Raw genomic sequence first — 17619 nt, 5'->3', positions numbered from 1 at the left:
AGGATATCTATGCAAAAAGAAGACGCACAACCCTCCCTAATCCGGCGCTATGATCTGGCCATATGGATTCGGATTCTAGGCAATGCACTCAACGCCATGACGACATTCATTATTCGACCCTTTCTAGCAATATATCTATACGATAAGTTAGGTGGGTCTCTAGTAAGCGCGATGTTAGTCATTGGGCTTCAACCTTTTGCTGCGATGCTTACCGGAATATTTGGTAGTGGCTTAAGTGACCGATTTGGACGTAAACCTCTGATGCTTTCAGCTTTGGTCATTCAAATTATAGGTCTCATTGCTTATACAATGGCAGATAGTGTAATTAGTTTTGCAGCTATTACAGCTGTAATGGGAATAGGATCGGCTTTGTTCGCTCCTGCGGCTAACGCCATGATCTCTGATGTTGTTGCTCCAAAGCAACAGACGGAGGTGTTTGCTTTATTGCATACAGCTTCGAATGTGGGAACGGCTTTCGGGCCCGTAATTGGTCTACTCCTATTCCAGTGGAATAGCATGCTTGTATTCATTGTGAATGCTACAATTCTGTTTGCCTATATGGTATTAGTGTGGTTCAAAGTACCGGAATCGGTTCAGCGTATTGTAGAGCCTATTCTAGAGCCGATTCAAACCATAGTTCGATCCAAGGAGCGATGGTTAGATCACAAAGCATTATATGCTTTAACGATACTAGCCATGCCTGTCGGTATGATCTATGCACTGGTCATCTCTATGCTACCTTTTCATCTGTCCGATCACTTTTTAAAATCTGCGGATATCTTGGCATCATTAATGACGTTTAATGGAATTATGGTGATTTTATTTCAGCTTTGGTTAACCAAGTTGACGCAAAGGCAGTTAGCTTATCGAATTATCGGTCTTTCTTATGTACTTTACGCTTCGGTAGCTTTTGGATACGGATTTTCAAGGTACATCGCTGCATTATTCATTTTTGAACTAATCTTTTCAATAGGAGAAATGCTGATTGGACCCCAGCTGCAGAAGGCTGTCTCTGATCTTGCACCAGAAGGGAAGCGGGGATTTTACTTCTCCATTTTCGGTCTTCATTTGCAGTTACCTTTGGCCTTTGGACCTGTACTTGGTGGACTGATCTACACCACATGGAAGGGTACGGTTATGTTCACACTCTTAGGAATATTGTTCCTTGTGTCGGGTGCTGCTCAAGTCTTGTTAATTCGCTATTTGCGGAAGCGGCAGGCACTAGGGCTGGCAGTTCATTCCAGAAAAGAGGAAAGTTTTTCCACCTAACTCCATATACAAGAGTAGCGCTCTGAGATAAAATAACGCAGACAAGAGCGATACGTGAATAAGGGGTGGAGTATGAACATGAAAGACACCGTGAAGGCTTACATAGCTATGTCTATAGCGATGACCACTGTGGGCAGTTCAATCGTAGTAGGGAAATGGGTCACTCAAGTGTTCCCAGTATTTCTGGCCTCATTATTAAGATTTGGGTTGGCTTCCCTTGTATTAATCATCATTCTTCTCATAAAAGAAGGCGTGCCGAAGTTAACCCGTAAGGAGATCGTCCTCCTTTTTTTTCAAGCCCTGACGGGTGTCTTCTTATTTAATATTTGTCTATTAATTGGCCTCCAAAAAACACCTGCCACAGAGAGTGGAATTATTACGAGTACTACTCCTATGGTGATCTCCGTGCTCTCATTATTTTTTTTCAAAGAAAAAATATCTTGGCGCTCATGGGTGGGTGTTATCATGGCGGTGCTAGGAATAGCGGTCATACATGTCATGGGTCAGGCTCCTGCATCGGAAGGTGTGGGTGGCTTCTCTTTAATAGGGTATGGGCTGCTATGCGCAGCGGTAATTAGTGAAGCTCTCTTTACGCTAATTGGTAAAAGTCTCACAGACCGCTTATCGCCCCTTGCCATTACGACATTTGTAACGATATGGGGTTGTCTGTTATTCATTCCTCTAGGAGTGTATCAGGCGATATCTTATGATTTCTATCACCCTGCATTTACGGATTGGCTTTGTATTGCTTATTTAGCCATTGTAGTGACGGTCATTGGATTTGCACTTTGGTATTTTGGTATCTCTTCTGTAGCTACTAGCACATCTGCCTCTTTTACAGGGATTATCGCCGTCTCGGCTCTTGTATTATCTAACCTATTGCTACATGAACCGATGGGATGGAATCATATCATTGGTATGCTTATAGTGGTGGGTGCCATCATCTTCTCTGCTCAGTCGGAACGACGTTCAACTCAAGACTCTTCACCAGATAGCGAACAATTATCGTTATAATTCACCAATATATGGAGGAATAATTATGAACGAGTCTAAAGTCATTGTGGTGATTCACCGGTTTGGAGATTATATTTTGGGAGGATTTGTGAATTATGCACAAGTCATTGATCATAGTCAGCATCAGGTCATCTATCTAGTAAATGCTAGAGGTCATGAAGATATCCGTGCCTACCATAATCAGGCGGCGCGTATTTTCGAAATTGCTGATCTAGAAGACTATGCCTCCTTAGAATCTGCGGTACAGTCTACAGTACAGGAATTTGGACAAATTAATCTAATTATCGCCATGTCAGAGTATGATCTTATTCATGCAGCTATGCTTAGAACTCAGTTTAATATTCAGGGAACTTCTGAAGAAAGAGTCGCCTTGTATCGCGATAAGATTGTCATGAAGAAACGCATTCATTCGGATGGACTTCGAATCCCTCATTTCTTGGACTATCAAAATGCAGATGAAGCCATTACATTCGCAGAGAAAGTCGGCTATCCACTTATTCTTAAACCAAGGTTAGGCGCGGCTAGTCAAGGTGTGAAGAAAGTATTGAATCGTTCTGAACTTGAAGAGGCACTAGCAGTTATTGAAGCAGCAAATGAATCTGACGGATATCAATGCGAGGAATTCATTGAAGGTCATATATTTCATATTGATGGGCTAATTCAGCATGGAGAGCTTCAGTTCATAGCTATCTCCCAATATGTCAATGGTTGCTTTGCTTTCTCTCAGGGCATACCCAATGGATCATTCATAGTAACGGATCGGTTGCCTTTAAAGAATCGGTTGACGCGGTTCACAGAAGAAGTTCTCCATTCATTGGAACTTCGGAATGGTTGCTTCCACTTAGAGGTTATTGATCGGAACGATTCGGAGGCTGTGTTCCTAGAGATTGGAGCGCGCATGGGTGGAGCAGAAACGCCGTTCCTTACACTAGAACTATTCGGGGTAAATCTATGCGAAGAGTGGATTAAGATTGATCTTGGAACGTTTGAGCCTTTCAACATACCGGAGACTGGCATTCATGGGGGATTATTGCAAATTCCTGAACCTCGCGTTGTGCCTGCAGAAGTCGTACACGTCAAGAGTATTATAAATGAAATTCCAGAGATCTTTGATGAGCAAATCCCAGCCATTGGCGAAATTATGGATGGAAATGGCTCCTATTATCATATTAGCGGTAGATATATGTTCCGGGGCAACAGCGAGGCTGAAGTAGAAGAAGCGATTCATAAAGCGATAGATTTGTTCCATATCGAGACAAAACCCCTAGAACCTTCGACAGTATAGCAAGCGACAAATTATTATGCACTTATCCCCTATTTTATAATGAAGGAGAGACCGTCATATGAAAAATATTTTGCTTGTTAGTGATTTGGGTGGTTTTCCTCCATCATTAGAGTCCTTATCCGCGATTGCGAATGTATTCGTATATATTCCGCGTCCTAGTGCTGTAACCAATCGTTATATGGCAACAATCAATCGCTATGCTTCTGGAATCGTGAAGGAGATCACTGCGTCTACCCCTGATGGTTATGATCATCCGGACTGGGTAACATTCACAGGTGCGGAAGCATACACCCTTACAGAAGAGGAAATTGTTAGCGAGATCATAAGATATGCCAAGGGTTTCGAGGTGGAAGCGATTATTTTTGGAGGAGCGGAAAATATGGTGTTGTCCGTGGCTAAAGCTGCAGAAGCGCTGGACTTCCGTTCTGCCGGAATTGATGCCGCTCGAAATGCACGTAATAAGTACACAATGCGTGAGAAATTTCGTCAGGCTGGAGTCCCTTCACCTGATTTTAGAGCTATTTATTCTGAAGAGGATATGCTTTCTGCAGTACAAGCGCTTGGGTATCCGCTGGTTCTTAAGCCTACCTATCTGGCCTGCTCTATTGGTGTGACTTTAATAGACGGAAGCCGTAATCCTATAGAAGTATTCCGTGAAGTTCAGCAAGATATTCTCGATAATACGGGGGATTCTTTACTATTCAATGAAGAATGCTTATTCCTCGTCGAGGAATATATGGAAGGATGTAATGAAGACTGGTATGCAGATCCACTGTATGCAGACTATGTATCGGTAGAAGGAATGATGGTGAACGGGGAGTATCGACCGGTAGCGATTACGGACAAGACCCCTATGTTATCTTCCTTCACGGAAACTTCTCATATCGTTCCAAGTATCCTGGATGAAGAGGCGCAGCTTATTATTGTAGATGCTTGTCGTAGAGCCAACGAAAGTCTGGGACTGCAGAACTGCCCTACCCATACAGAAGTTAAATTGATGAAAGATCGTAGAGTCGGAATTATAGAGACAGCCGCCCGTTTTGGTGGATGGAATATTATCCCGCAGATTAATGACGTATACGGTCTGGATTTAACGCAGGCTTGGGCAGAAGTTCTGTTGTATGGAGATTCCGCCAAACTTCCGGTATCTTTGCTTCAGCGGTCCGATATTTCACGTTGCAACATGAGAATCTACTTAGAAGACAATCCTTTGGATGCGTCTTTGCACTATCAATATGCAGGTTACGAACCTATCGATCATTTCATTGAACATGGTGCTTCAGTCCATGCAGAGTTAGAGATTCCAAAGGGTACATTAGTTAGCAGCAACCCTCATTTGAATGCCATGAGCTTTGTCTCCACACTTGATCTCAGAGGGCCACAGGCCAGAGATTTGGCTCAATCTGTTCGCAACATTCGGCAGGGAGTACGACTTCAGGTCTCGGAAGTAGAGTCTGAGAAGGTAGAAGTGAATGTATAATACAGGTAGTGCATGATCGATATAGTCAAATTGACATTTCAAATTTAAAGTATTATAATAGTTTTATGAATGTTGAACTACAGTCAGGCTAACAAGAATGTGATGCCATGAATTGTATGTTTATAGGGTTTCTTGGACAGGTTATATACGGTCTGGAACCCTTTCTTTTTGAGCAGTAATTAAAGAGTTTTAAAACTATTTAATAATTAACGATAGAATGTGTCCTTAGTTGGTTAATAAAAGATACAACTCGTTAATTACCAGTCAAACTTAGATGAAACGGAGTCGATGATTAATGAGTAACACATATGCGAATAAACAGGTTCTTTTGGCTTCTAGACCTGTAGGGATGCCAACAGAGCAAAACTTTGAATTTAAGGATATTCCAGTTGAACCCGTACAATCAGGTCAAGTGGTCGTTAGGACTCACTATTTATCCGTAGACCCTTATATGCGTGGAAGAATGAGCGATGCTAAGTCGTATATCACGCCTTTTGCCCTGAACGAAGTTATCGCTGGTGGAATTGTTGGCGAAGTTGTGGAATCTAAAGACGACAGCCTTAGTGTAGGAGATAAAGTCATTGGGATGTTGGGATGGCAGTTATATAATACCGTGGACGCTAAGCTTGTACGAAAAATCGATGACTCAATAGCACCTATATCTGCATACTTGAGTGTTCTAGGTTTAACTGGCCTTACCGCTTATTTCGGCTTGCTAGACATTGGACAACCCCAAGAAGGCGAGGCTGTAGTAGTATCCGGCGCCGCAGGTTCGGTAGGGATGTTAGTAGGACAGATTGCTAAGATTAAGGGCGCCCGCGTAGTGGGCATTGCGGGTTCAGATGAAAAATGTAATTATTTGACTAAGGAACTAGGTTTCGATGCAGCGCTTAACTATAAAACTACGAAGGACCTTCGTACATCATTAGAGCAAGCTTGTCCACAAGGCGTAGATGTGTATTTTGATAATGTGGGCGGTTCAATCTCGGATGCGGTCATGAGTTTGCTTAATGATCATGCACGAATTCCGTTATGTGGCGCCATTTCATCGTATAACAGCACAGATGGAGATGTAGGCCCACGAATTCAGTCCAAATTAATTAAGACGCGTTCACGCATTCAAGGGTTCGTGCTGAGCGATTATGCAGCCCGTCAAGGTGAAGGTCTTCAACAATTAGGCACATGGTTATCTGAAGGTAAGTTGAAATATGAAGAAACCATTGTGGATGGTTTTGAGAATGTCATCGATGCATTCCTACAATTGTTCCAAGGAACAAATCTCGGCAAAATGCTAGTTCGAGTTCATAAAGCATAACAAAGTTTAGGACGCCAACAAATATGTATCCAATGTAGATCGAAGATTGTTGGATCGGGGTTAAAATACGAGTGTAGGAGAATGAATAATGGAAAACTACGAAAGTTTAGTGCAAAAACAACGTGCATTTTACCGTACCGGTCAAACCAAAGATATTCATTTTCGATTGAATACTTTAAATAAATTGCAACAAGCTATTCAACAAGAAGAAAAGGAGATCCTTGCAGCTCTTCGCAAGGATCTTAACAAATCGGAAAAAGAAGCTTACTCGTCCGAGATTCGAATCGTACTGGAAGAGATCAAATTCACATTAGATAACTTAGAGGCTTGGGCGCTTCCAAAAGAGGTGGAGACGCCAGATTCGCTAGGTGTTGCAACAAGTGTAATTTATCCTGAGCCTTACGGCTTGACGTTAATTATAGCTCCATGGAATTATCCCGTTCAACTGGCATTAGCTCCACTTGTGGGTGCAATTGCGGGTGGGAACTGTGCGATCTTGAAGCCATCTGAGTTCACGCCGACTACAGCAGCGATATTAACCAAACTTATCAAAGAGAACTTCCCTGAAGAATATCTTACCGTTGTAGAAGGTGAGGTAGAGACAAGTACAGCTCTACTCAAAGAAAAGTTCGATTACATCTTCTTTACAGGAAGCACACCCGTCGGCAAAGTAGTGATGGAAGCGGCGTCTAAGCATCTGACTCCACTTACGCTGGAGCTTGGTGGCAAGAGTCCATGTATTGTCCATAGTGATGCAGATCTAAAAGGTGCAGCGAAAAGCATCGCTAGAGGTAAATTCCTCAATGCGGGTCAAACGTGCGTAGCTCCGGATTACTTGTTAGTACACAGCAGTATTAAAGATCAATTGTTGAATGAATTGAAAAGTGCAGTAACTGCGCTATACGGAGAAGACATTGCTAAGAATGCAGATTACCCAAGAATCGTTACAGAAAAGCAGTTCAACCGTTTGAGTGCTTTTCTAAGCGAGGGTACTACATTCTTCGGGGGTAGAACGGATGTATCTCGTCTGTTCATCGAACCTACGATTCTAGATCATATTACTTGGGATGATGTAGTCATGAAAGATGAGATCTTTGGTCCAATTCTGCCTGTGATTGTCTATGATGAATTGTCTGATATTGTAGACACCATCACTTCCCGTCCAAAACCATTGGCTTTATATATCTTCTCTAATGATGTTGAAGTTCAGAATCAACTTATTGGACAGATTTCATTTGGTGGTGGCTGTATTAATGAGACCTTAGCTCATCTAACTTCTCCTTACTTGCCATTTGGCGGCGTAGGCGAAAGTGGGATGGGGTCATATCATGGTCAAAAGAGCTTTGAGACATTTTCCCATGCCAAAAGTATTTTGAAACGTACGTTTAAATAATCTGGTCTCATCCTTATAACTTCTACACTAGAGATGGCTAATGCCATCTCTTTTTTGTTTATCTCCTATAAAAGACCATTTTTAAGGAATTATGCAAAAATACTTGTAAAAACTGGCTCTATCGTTTTTACTAGTAAAGAATACCTATGTATATTACACAATTTGACATGGTTCGAGCATATTCGCTGAAACCGAGACAGATCAACTGAGATGAGGAGAGAGCACGTGATTACGAGAGTAGGATTTAGAAGACTCATGATTGTCTATATACTTGTTATGGGTCTTCTTTTGGTGTTTCTGAACACAATTTATTATTACACCATGAAAAATGCTCTGCTTGATGGGCAAAAGCAAACCATCGACATTATGACATCTAACGTAAAATCCTCACTAGAAATCACACAAAAGGGAGAGATTCTCTTCGAGGAGGCATTATCTGAAAAACTTCAGTTAGCTGCTATTGCAGCGCAGAACATGCTACCTCCTAAGCTAGAAGATGTCACGAATGAACAACTTGCTAAGGTTCGCGACCAACTGGGCATAGAAGATCTCACCTTATTCAAATATTTGAAAAAAGAAAATAATTTTGTGGGTGCGAAGTCCAGTGATCAGAAAGAAATTGGCTTGACTACAGAGACTTGGGGTAAAGGTAAGTGGAATATAGTCTTCAAAGAACTGATGGAGAAGCATGAGGCTACACCTATCCCTAATTTTGGGGAAAATCTACCTCATTTTTGGGCAGGTCCCTTTGATACATCCAGCGCAGATCCCACCAAAGTTAGCAAATGGGGATATTACAATGATGGAACAACTGACTATTTGATTGATCCTTATATTTCGGAAAATATTATTAATCGTTTTCACCAGACAGCGGGTGTTCAGTTCAATATAGCAGAGCAAATGAAAACCAATCCCATTGTGCTGGAGATTGGTATTCTCAATGATAAGATTTTGCAAGGGGAATGGACGGCGCCGATCAAATCCAATCCCGAATGGCATTCGGAGCGTAAGCTTCTGTACGGAACATATAACTATACCTCGCCACAAGATCTCTCACTAGCTAAAGAAGCTTTTATGACAATGAAAAAAGTGCATCAAGTGATGGTCATTCATGGGAAGTCTGTACTTAGAACGTATTCCCCTATTACTTTACAGGATAATGTGAACAAGGGTTTTAATCGAATGTTAATTATTGTGACTTCGGATATGGACAAACTTTCTTCAGATTTGCTACATAAGGAGATCAGGATTTCCATCGTTGCTCTAATTATATTAATCTTGGGTGGGCTGATGATTATAGCTGTAGGTAGGTATATTAAGAATCAAGGGAAAGTCGTCGATGATGTCCAGACGATGTATGTCCAAAATATCGATAGCTTATATACAACGGTAAAAGAATATCGGCATGATTTTATCAATCATATTTTCGCCCTTTCTGGACTTGCCCGTATCAAAAAATATGATGAGATGGAGTCTTATCTTCATACGCTATCTCAAGTTAGTGGCGTGTTAAAGGAGATCATTGATATCCCCATACCTGCATTTAATGGTTTAATTCAAGCTAAAGCTGCCCAAGCACTAGAAAGAGATATTCATTTTAATTATGATTTCAAGGGATTCGAGCAGTTAAACCTTGAGATGATGAAAATTACAGATCTCGTTCGAATCGCTGGGAATTTGCTTGACAATGCATTCTACGCTGTACAAGAATGCGATAAAGGTGAACGTACCGTATCCATTACAGCTAAGGTAGAGCAGAGGACGCTTACTTTACGAGTGATGAACAATGGTGATCCCATCTCTAACGAGCTTTGTGAACGCATATTCGAACAAGGATTTACGACCAAGCCTCGTACGAAGAACAGTGGTCTAGGTCTTTCTATTGTCAAAAAAATTATTGAAGAATATAACGGTCACATTCAGGTGGAAAGCCACGAAGAGTTGACCTCGTTCCAAATCGACATTCCTTTATCACAAAAGGAGATTCTCCTTGGTATCGCTTAAAACATAGGCGGTAGCTTAAGATGAACTAAAATAATTTTTTTTGATCCTCGTCTTCTAAGAAGAAGAGGATTTTTTATTATAAATTGATTTGACAATTTAATATTTAAACTATATAAATATAATATTATATAATTAAATTCGGATAAGGAGAAATAAACGAAACATGGAGCATTTAACACCGCAACGCAAGGTTTCAATTATGATCGCAATTATGGCAGCCATGTTCTTCGCGGCTATCAATCAGACGATCACAAGTACAGCTATGCCTAGAATTATCTCCATACTAGATGGCATGGACTACTATACTTGGACGATTAATATCTATCTTTTGACGTCTACAATTGCTACGATTCTTGTAGGTAAGCTTTCGGATATGTTCGGTCGTAAACCGTTCATATTAATCGGAATATTGCTATTTATTATTGGAGCTTTTTTAACGGGAACTTCAACAAATGTAGTGCAGTTTATTATTTATCGAGGAATTCAAGGGATTGGCGCGGGGATTGTACAGTCCACTGCCTTTATGTCCGTAGGAGATTTATTCGCTCCACGTGAACGAAGTAAGTGGATGGGCTTGTTAACAGCTGTCTTCGGATTCTCGAGTGTTATTGGTCCAACACTTGGAGGATATCTGATCGATCACATGGACTGGCATTGGTTATTCTGGATCTTCTTACCACTTGGGATTGTTGCGTTCATCATGATTCTTATTCTTTTCCCAAAAGTGGAACGCAAAGCAGGCGTGCATATTGACTACTTGGGCTCATTTTTACTCACGACGACGATTGTACCTTTATTATTAGCTTTCTCCATGGCCGGTCCAAAACATGCTTGGGGATCCACAATGATTCTCAATTTGTTCGCTGGAACCATTGTTTCAGGAATTCTATTTATACTGGTAGAGAGAAAAGCAGAGAATCCTGTTCTTCCCTTACATTTGTTCAAAAATAGTGTAGTTACAATCTCCAATATTATCGGATTCCTGATGAACTTCGGCATGTTAGGGGCAATGATCTATCTGTCCTTCTTCGTTCAAGGGGTATTGGCTATATCCGCCACCTATGCGGGGTATGTAACTATGCCGATGTCTATATTTATGGTGATTACAAGCGCTCTTGCTGGACAGCTCATCTCTAAGACGGGTAAATATAAACGTTTTGCCTTGATTGGCGTACCGATTATGATCTTAGGTATGGCCATTATGATTATTATGACGAAAGTATGGATGGCTGTTCTAGCCATGTGTGTATTCGGAATTGGTCTAGGCTTAGGGATGCCTGTATTTTCCTTGGCTACGCAAAATGCCGTATCCCACAAAGAACTGGGCGTGGCTACCGCTTCTTCGCAGTTGTTCCGAAACTTGGGAGGTACCATCGGTATTGCTGTTATGGGTACTGTAATGTCTAACAGACTTGTAGTGAATTTGAAGGATGCTATGCAATATTCGAATGCACCGAATCTTAGTACATTAGATCCTGCTACCGCTAAGAAAATGTTATCGTTTGCTAATCCTACGAATCTGATGAACAAACCCTTACTTGAGCAGACGCAGGCATCGTTGCCACCAGAAGCTCAAGGGTTATTCACACAAATGATCGATAACATTCGCGGGGCCCTTGGAGACACCTTGTCCACCGTGTTCTTGACCGGAACGCTAGTCTTAGTCATCGCGCTAGTCTTGGTGTTCTTCTTGAAGGAGATCCCACTGCGAACTTCCAATGCCGCAGCATCAAAGGATGCAACTAGGGAGCAAGAAATACAACCAGCCACTATGAGCTAATTTCTACAGATAAGCAAAGTCGGTGCTAAAAGCACCGACTTTTTTTGATTTCATAAGAAATGTGTTCCGTCTATACGTCGCTAACAAAGAAGCTAATTTACTTTTTAAAGGAAAATATAAGAGTAATTAGAACATTACACCTGCTTGGTATCTACTGTAGCTAGTGAACATCTCTTAACGTTGAAGTAGACCTCCTATATGGCAGGTCTTTTTACTTTTCTAAGAAAGCGAACTGGTCGCTCGTGAGAAGATTACGGAATACATACTTACTTGAGGGATACTTGAATTGTAGAGCAAACCCACCCTCTTCAATCGTCACGGATTGCAGTGCTCTAGTACGGACACGACTTCGAATTAAGTTGTGAACTAGTCTCTGATTATGTTGGCGTATCGCTCGTGCAAGTGCTCGTGCATATTCTTGGTTCACTGCTAGTGTAGTGTAGAGGGGGAGGACGTCTCTGGCTACTAAACGATGAATGCGGGCAGGGAAATAAAATTGGACTGAGCCCGGTGGAATCGTAACCCCATTCGTATAACTATCTCCAAAAGTCCCTACTTCTAAAGAGATGAAATAGCCAATTCCATTGGTGCCGAGCCCCTGCCTGGATGCAAAGGGTGCCACGGACGCTAACAGCAGCCGTAATTGATCCAGATTAGCGGAGACTACCGCCTCACTCCACTGTTGGGCAAATCGACGATTAAAAGCGATCGCGCGGTAAAAGGGAAGAAGGGCGATGGCTATCTTTTGTAATACACTGGCAGTTATTTCGGAATTTGGGTTAAAGGTTGTGGCTGATGAAGCAGAAGGGACATTCAGAAAAACATTTTTTGTAGAATTCGGACTATGACGTCGAATTTTATGTGTAGAAACACGCGTTGATTTGAAAACATGTTTGTTCAAGACATAACCACCTTATTCACATTGTTATCTTCATACAATGTATGGCGTCGGGGTAGCTTTGGGAATTCATTTGTTCAAAAAATGTAAGGAGATTAGTAAGTATAATTTTAGGTATGAATTTGAGTTGTTATTTTCTTCTAATTCATCTAATATAACTGCATGAAAGTTAGTAAAGGAGAGGTTAATATTGGCGAGTCTACTAGGCGGTTTGTTCAACAATTATTCAGAGGTATCAGCGGAAGAGCTTACTCAACAATATGGTATGTATCTAATGCCAAATGAAAAAATTCGATCGGGATTTAAGCTGATTAGAGATTCTTTTTTATTTACAGATCATAGGATTGTACTCATTGACCATCAAGGTGTAACGGGAAGAAAGACTAGAGTCGCCTCAATTGCATTAGACTCTATTTATGAAGTGACAATGGAGACCGGAGGAACTGGATTTGATGATTCTGAAATTACTTTACACTATATAACGTCTCCATTTTATAAATCGAATAATGTGCAGGTAGCCAGTTACAAGTTCGAATTCGGCAAAAAATTCAATGTTCAATCGCTGTATATAGCTTTTCTAACATTGGCTCATCAAAATCATCAGCGTATTAATGGGTAAGAACGAAGGTATACTCAGTTTTTATTCGGGGAAATAAATATTGTCCATGATTAAAGCAGGTCGTTAACAACGACCTGCTTTGCTATATTAAGCGTCTTAGCCATCCATGCGGGCGATTTCTCTATGCACAATAGGAGCGACTTTTGTACCAAAGAGTTCAATAGCATGGAGTACCTCTTGATGGGGCATGGTCCCTACGTTGACATGTAAGAAGAATCGATTCACGCCTAGATTTTTACGAAGAAGAATGATCTTCTCCGCTACGTATTCTGGATCGCCTACATATAAAGCACCTTTCAGACTTCGAGCCGCATCAAATGTAGCCCGGCTGTAATGCTGACCCCAGCCCCGTTCACGTCCGATGACATTCATTTGAGCTTGAGTAGGTGCGAAGAAAGCTTCTGCAGCCTGATCGTTGGTGTCTCCAACAAAACCATGAGAGTGTGTGGCGATCTGTAAGGTTTTAGGGTCATGTCCAGCTTGGATAGCCGCCTGTTTGTAAAGCTCAACTAAAGGAGCGAAGTTCTCAGGCATCCCGCCAATAATGGCAAAAGCAATCGGAAGACCTAAGACACCTGCGCGGATAGCAGATTCCGGATTCCCCCCGCTTGCGATCCATACGGGTAGAGGGCTTTGAATAGAACGAGGGTACACCCCCAAGTTGTGTATTGCTGGCCGATGTCCCCCACGCCAGGTCACTTTTTCGGAAGCTCTTATGGCTAATAATAGTTCTAAATTCTCTTCGAACAGTTCATCATAGTCTTCTAAGCTGTACCCAAATAAAGGGAAGGATTCTGTAAAAGAGCCTCTCCCTGCCATAATCTCCGCCCGTCCATTCGATAGGCCATCTAGGGTCGAGAACGACTGATATACTCGAACGGGATCATCAGAGGATAATACTGTTACAGCGCTAGTTAGACGTATTCGCTTCGTAACACTTGCTGCAGCAGCTAATATCACCGCAGGAGCTGTACCTGCGTAATCAATACGATGATGTTCACCTATGCCATATACATCAAGCCCCACTTGATCCGCTACTACAATTTCTTCTACAGCATTGCGAAGTCGCTCCGCGTGACTCATGACAAGGCCCGTCTTTAAATCCGGTGTAGTCTCTAAAAATGTACTTATTCCAAGCTCCATAGGTGCCATAGTGATTCGCCTCCATTAAAATGTTATACTATGTATAGTGTACTCATTTTTATATGGTTTCTCAACTTTAGTAAGTAGCTAATGAAAAGGTGAACTTACAAACAAAGATTGAAGTTAGATTCAATCGGTTATATTAGAGTTTGATTTCTGCATTTACTTCATTCATGATCTAATTTATTTTATTAAAAAGAGAGGGATTTCTATGATAAAAAGTCTACAGCGAATTAATGAACTCGCTAAAAAGCAACGGGAGGAAGGACTCACTAACGCAGAAAAAGTGGAACAACAAGTGTTGCGTGAGGATTATTTGTGTGAGATTCGAGGACAGGTGCTTCACACATTTTCGGGGCTAACCGTCATTGATCCACTTGGAAATGATATTACTCCCGATAAAGTTCGTTTTGAGAAAGAACAAGCACAAAAAAAACTCCCAGAGTAAGGGAGTTTTTTTGTGTAGTCCGGTTATCTTCGATTCCGTCCTGTAATAAGGGAGAAGATCAACCAAATTACTGCGATCACGAGCAAGATATGTATTAATCCACCTGCGATATGAAACGAAAACCCTAAAATCCAAAGTATCATAAGTATAAGAAAGACAGTCCAAATCATAATATTCACTCCTTGTTTGTTGTAGTATAATTCAGTGTTCCAAATCTTCGAATTGTTTATTCTTATGTTTGGCTAACTCTTTAAATACATTAATCATTTTTAGACAGATCGAAACATAGAAGGAGTTAAAAGAAAAAAAAAGGAATCGGTATTCACCGATTCCTTTGTAGTAATGTTTAATTTAATGTCCCATCATCATGGCAGCATTCGGTTGTTCGGAACCTTCCTCTAACTCATCCCCAGGTTTTACTTTGGGTTTACGAAGAATGAGGCTAATTAAAATCCCTGCTACAGCAAGCCAAGCGGTAATATAGAACGTATCGCCAAAGGCATGAGTCACACTGATGAGTGGGTTCGTTTTAGCACCAGCTTCTGCAAGGTAGTGATTAGACTGAGAAGTAAGGTATCCTGTTAGACCTGCAATAGCAAATGAAGATACGACTTGCTGCGCTGCCGTGGTGAGTGGCGTTACACGACTAACTAATCGACGTGGCGCAGAATTGAGTACATGTGTATTCAGCGCCATCATCGATAGACCCATACCAGATCCAATCATACCTAACGAAATCATGATGCTAGTTAGTGATGTATCCATACTAATACCCGATAACATGAATAATGCGATTGATATAATAATCATTCCAACAAATACAAGTGGACGTGCGCCAACTTTATCGAATAAAAACCCGCCAATCGGCATGAAAACTACAGATCCTAAAGCCATCGGAAGAGACAGAATTCCACTCTCTAAAGCTGTTTTGCCAAGCACACCTTGCAGATATAGTGGAACCATAAGAATGGCACCAAACATCGCAATTTGAGTTACCCAAGAGAGAATGACACCTCGTGTAAAGTCAGAAGACTTGAATACTCGGAGTTCAAGCAAAGGCTGCTGTTGCTTCAGCTCAACAATAATGAAGAGAATTAATGCCACACCACCTACAATAAGTCCGGTTAATGTCTTGGTAGAACCCCAATCTGTTGCGCCTTCACTTACACCATAAGCTAGCATGGAGAATGCAATAGGGGCGAGAATCATACCTAAAATATCTAAACTAGGTACTTTGTGTCTTTCAATATTAGGCAAATACTTGATACCTACCAGCAAAGCAGCAATACCAATGGGTAAGTTGATAATGAAGATCCAATGCCACGAAGCTACACCAATTAACCAACCAGATAGAATAGGGCCGGCAGCCGGTGCAAGCAGCATAGGAATACCTAGCATCCCCATAACTGCACCTCTTTTTTCAGGGGGAGCTAGTTTGAAGATCATGGCCATTCCGATAGGAGATACCATACCTCCTCCAACACCTTGAATAATTCGGTATATGATGAGTTGTTCAGGCGTCTTCGCAAAGGCGCATAAGACTGAACCTAAAGTAAACAAAGCAATGGTAATAAGAAAAATACGCTTAGCGCCAAATTTATCAGTCATCCATCCAGCAAGTGGAATAACAGCAGCAAGGGCGAGGGTATATCCTGTAATCGTCCATTGGATGACGTTCAGTGAAGCATGGAAGTACTCTTGCAGATTAGGAACAGCTACGTTGACTACCGTACTGTCCAGGATAACCATAATCATCCCGATAATTACAGCTAGAAGTGGGGCAATGATCTTTTTCATGGAGAATTCCTCCGGTGATGCCGTGCTTGGAAGCGTTTGTTGCGCGGTTGACATAATCACAATCTTCCTCTCTTATCCATGGATCTGGCTTGACTAGCCAGCCTTATCTCTATATATTTGACTTAAGGTTTTCTTGAAAAACTGATAAGTCATTACTAAGTTTATAACTGTATTTTTGTGTATTGTCAATTTAATTTGAGAAGAGGATTTATATTGAGCATTGTCAAGCAGACCATTATGGAATCCGCTGAGCGTTATTTTTCAGATAAAGGATATCTTGAAACTTCTATTCAGGATATTGTGAACGATTGCAGTATTGCTAAGGGTTCATTTTATAAATTTTTTTCATCCAAAACAGATTTGTTCATTGAAATCCATCTAATGAAGGAAAAAGGTCTTTTAGAAGGTATCGGACGAATTTCTGCACAAGAACATAAAGCTCCAAGAGATATTTTAATTGAAGTCATTGAATACGAATTCCAATTTTTCATTACCAATAAATTCATCATGAAAGAACTGATTGAACTTAATGTAACGGATAGCAAAATTTCTTCATATTCCTCTCGCCTGAGAGCTAACATCCTACAGACGAGCAGAGAAAACTTGATACGAAGATTTGGTCATGAGATCGACCCTCATATTTGGGATTTGGTCATGATTTACAGCGGTATTTTTCATAGTTATTTATTTCTACTCATTATGGAGAACAGATTACTGAACATTAGAGAGGTAGCGGAGTTTATTGTGGACCGCGTGGAAGACGTGGTGACAGGTTTGCTGCAAAAGAATAGTAAGCCTATTATTCAAAATGATATCATGTCAAATTATGTACACTGTACTTTAGCGGGAGAATCCATCTGTATTGCGGATCAAAAACTTGCGATATTCGAAGCTATGAACTCCACCATTCAAGAGTTGACCGTAACGAATTATCGAAAATCAGAATTATTAGAAGCTGTGGTCATTGTCCAAAAGGAAATGGAACAAGAGCAACCGCAAAGGGTTTTGCTTCATGCCATGCTTCATTTTCTTGCTGAAGAACATGATCTCAAAAGAATGGTTCACCATTTAGAGCGATTCCTTCCGGCTCATTAACTTTTTATAACTGCGAAAGACCTGCCAAAAGCAGGTCTATTTTTAATGAATTGAATATCTATTATAAAAATAAGTAAGT

General features: G+C 41.1%; 15 protein-coding genes. 11 read left to right on the top strand and 4 right to left on the bottom strand.

Translation table 11 applies throughout. The features are described 5' to 3' along the window. Positions 1-9: 9 nt before the first annotated feature. The 8 genes from J2Z69_RS06235 (at position 10) to J2Z69_RS06200 (ending at position 11540) form a co-directional block, all read left to right on the top strand. Complete coding sequence (locus tag J2Z69_RS06235; RefSeq protein WP_209860124.1) at positions 10-1269, top strand: MDR family MFS transporter; 1260 nt, start codon at positions 10-12, stop codon at positions 1267-1269. Between the two features lie 78 nt (positions 1270-1347). Next, on the top strand, positions 1348-2283 hold the full coding sequence (locus J2Z69_RS06230; RefSeq protein ID WP_209860122.1) for a DMT family transporter: 936 nt from the start codon (positions 1348-1350) through the stop codon (positions 2281-2283). Positions 2284-2308: 25 nt separating this feature from the next. Continuing rightward, positions 2309-3568, top strand: coding sequence for an ATP-grasp domain-containing protein (locus J2Z69_RS06225; RefSeq protein WP_209860120.1), 1260 nt, complete (start codon positions 2309-2311; stop codon positions 3566-3568). Between the two features lie 58 nt (positions 3569-3626). Next, positions 3627-5048 carry an ATP-grasp domain-containing protein gene (locus tag J2Z69_RS06220; RefSeq protein WP_209860118.1) on the top strand — a complete coding sequence of 474 codons (1422 nt, stop codon included), beginning with the start codon at positions 3627-3629 and terminating at the stop codon, positions 5046-5048. A 295-nt stretch (positions 5049-5343) separates the two neighbouring features. Then, the gene (locus J2Z69_RS06215; RefSeq protein ID WP_209860116.1) at positions 5344-6363 is read left to right on the top strand and encodes an NADP-dependent oxidoreductase; all 1020 of its coding nucleotides are present in this window, start codon (positions 5344-5346) and stop codon (positions 6361-6363) included. Positions 6364-6451: 88 nt separating this feature from the next. Further along, a complete protein-coding gene (locus J2Z69_RS06210) occupies positions 6452-7756 on the top strand; it encodes an aldehyde dehydrogenase (RefSeq protein ID WP_209860114.1) in 1305 nt (434 codons plus the stop codon). A gap of 225 nt (positions 7757-7981) precedes the next feature. Continuing rightward, on the top strand, positions 7982-9760 hold the full coding sequence (locus tag J2Z69_RS19405; RefSeq protein ID WP_209860112.1) for a sensor histidine kinase: 1779 nt from the start codon (positions 7982-7984) through the stop codon (positions 9758-9760). 163 nt (positions 9761-9923) lie between these two features. Further along, the gene (locus J2Z69_RS06200) at positions 9924-11540 is read left to right on the top strand and encodes an MDR family MFS transporter (protein WP_209860110.1); all 1617 of its coding nucleotides are present in this window, start codon (positions 9924-9926) and stop codon (positions 11538-11540) included. 211 nt (positions 11541-11751) lie between these two features. On the opposite strand, the gene J2Z69_RS06195 is transcribed toward J2Z69_RS06200, so the two are convergent. Further along, a complete protein-coding gene (locus tag J2Z69_RS06195; RefSeq protein WP_245338967.1) occupies positions 11752-12441 on the bottom strand; it encodes a hypothetical protein in 690 nt (229 codons plus the stop codon). A 187-nt stretch (positions 12442-12628) separates the two neighbouring features. Between J2Z69_RS06195 and J2Z69_RS06190 the strand changes: the two genes are divergently transcribed. Next, complete coding sequence (locus J2Z69_RS06190; protein ID WP_209860108.1) at positions 12629-13057, top strand: PH domain-containing protein; 429 nt, start codon at positions 12629-12631, stop codon at positions 13055-13057. A 96-nt stretch (positions 13058-13153) separates the two neighbouring features. Here J2Z69_RS06190 and J2Z69_RS06185 read toward each other — a convergent pair whose 3' ends face one another. Beyond that, a complete protein-coding gene (locus J2Z69_RS06185) occupies positions 13154-14200 on the bottom strand; it encodes an LLM class flavin-dependent oxidoreductase (protein WP_209860550.1) in 1047 nt (348 codons plus the stop codon). 211 nt (positions 14201-14411) lie between these two features. Between J2Z69_RS06185 and J2Z69_RS06180 the strand changes: the two genes are divergently transcribed. Next, positions 14412-14648: a DUF896 domain-containing protein gene (locus J2Z69_RS06180; RefSeq protein WP_209860106.1), complete on the top strand. Its 237-nt coding sequence runs from the start codon at positions 14412-14414 to the stop codon at positions 14646-14648. Between the two features lie 23 nt (positions 14649-14671). On the opposite strand, the gene J2Z69_RS06175 is transcribed toward J2Z69_RS06180, so the two are convergent. After that, positions 14672-14818, bottom strand: a complete 147-nt coding sequence (locus tag J2Z69_RS06175) for a lmo0937 family membrane protein (RefSeq protein WP_209860104.1) — start codon at positions 14816-14818, stop codon at positions 14672-14674. A gap of 181 nt (positions 14819-14999) precedes the next feature. Beyond that, a complete protein-coding gene (locus J2Z69_RS06170) occupies positions 15000-16499 on the bottom strand; it encodes an MDR family MFS transporter (RefSeq protein WP_209860103.1) in 1500 nt (499 codons plus the stop codon). A gap of 159 nt (positions 16500-16658) precedes the next feature. Between J2Z69_RS06170 and J2Z69_RS06165 the strand changes: the two genes are divergently transcribed. Further along, positions 16659-17540 carry a TetR/AcrR family transcriptional regulator gene (locus tag J2Z69_RS06165; protein WP_209860102.1) on the top strand — a complete coding sequence of 294 codons (882 nt, stop codon included), beginning with the start codon at positions 16659-16661 and terminating at the stop codon, positions 17538-17540. The last annotated feature ends 79 nt before the right edge of the window (positions 17541-17619 follow it).

The sequence above is a fragment of the Paenibacillus shirakamiensis genome, assembly GCF_017874255.1.
In the GTDB taxonomy this organism is placed as follows: Bacteria; Bacillota; Bacilli; order Paenibacillales; family Paenibacillaceae; genus Fontibacillus; species Fontibacillus shirakamiensis.
The sequence above is the reverse complement of the archived record's forward strand: the minus strand, read 5'-3'. Positions and strand labels throughout refer to the sequence as shown.

What these genes read in the sequence shown, in the direction of transcription:
- J2Z69_RS06225 (WP_209860120.1), top strand. Translation starts at nt 2,309, where the DNA reads ATGAACGAGTCTAAAGTCATTGTGGTGATTCACCGGTTTGGAGATTAT.
- J2Z69_RS06185 (WP_209860550.1), bottom strand. Translation starts at nt 14,200, where the DNA reads ATGGAGCTTGGAATAAGTACATTTTTAGAGACTACACCGGATTTAAAG.
- J2Z69_RS06235 (WP_209860124.1), top strand. Translation starts at nt 10, where the DNA reads ATGCAAAAAGAAGACGCACAACCCTCCCTAATCCGGCGCTATGATCTG.
- J2Z69_RS06175 (WP_209860104.1), bottom strand. Translation starts at nt 14,818, where the DNA reads ATGATTTGGACTGTCTTTCTTATACTTATGATACTTTGGATTTTAGGG.
- J2Z69_RS06180 (WP_209860106.1), top strand. Translation starts at nt 14,412, where the DNA reads ATGATAAAAAGTCTACAGCGAATTAATGAACTCGCTAAAAAGCAACGG.
- J2Z69_RS06210 (WP_209860114.1), top strand. Translation starts at nt 6,452, where the DNA reads ATGGAAAACTACGAAAGTTTAGTGCAAAAACAACGTGCATTTTACCGT.
- J2Z69_RS06215 (WP_209860116.1), top strand. Translation starts at nt 5,344, where the DNA reads ATGAGTAACACATATGCGAATAAACAGGTTCTTTTGGCTTCTAGACCT.
- J2Z69_RS06230 (WP_209860122.1), top strand. Translation starts at nt 1,348, where the DNA reads ATGAAAGACACCGTGAAGGCTTACATAGCTATGTCTATAGCGATGACC.
- J2Z69_RS06170 (WP_209860103.1), bottom strand. Translation starts at nt 16,499, where the DNA reads ATGTCAACCGCGCAACAAACGCTTCCAAGCACGGCATCACCGGAGGAA.
- J2Z69_RS06200 (WP_209860110.1), top strand. Translation starts at nt 9,924, where the DNA reads ATGGAGCATTTAACACCGCAACGCAAGGTTTCAATTATGATCGCAATT.
- J2Z69_RS06220 (WP_209860118.1), top strand. Translation starts at nt 3,627, where the DNA reads ATGAAAAATATTTTGCTTGTTAGTGATTTGGGTGGTTTTCCTCCATCA.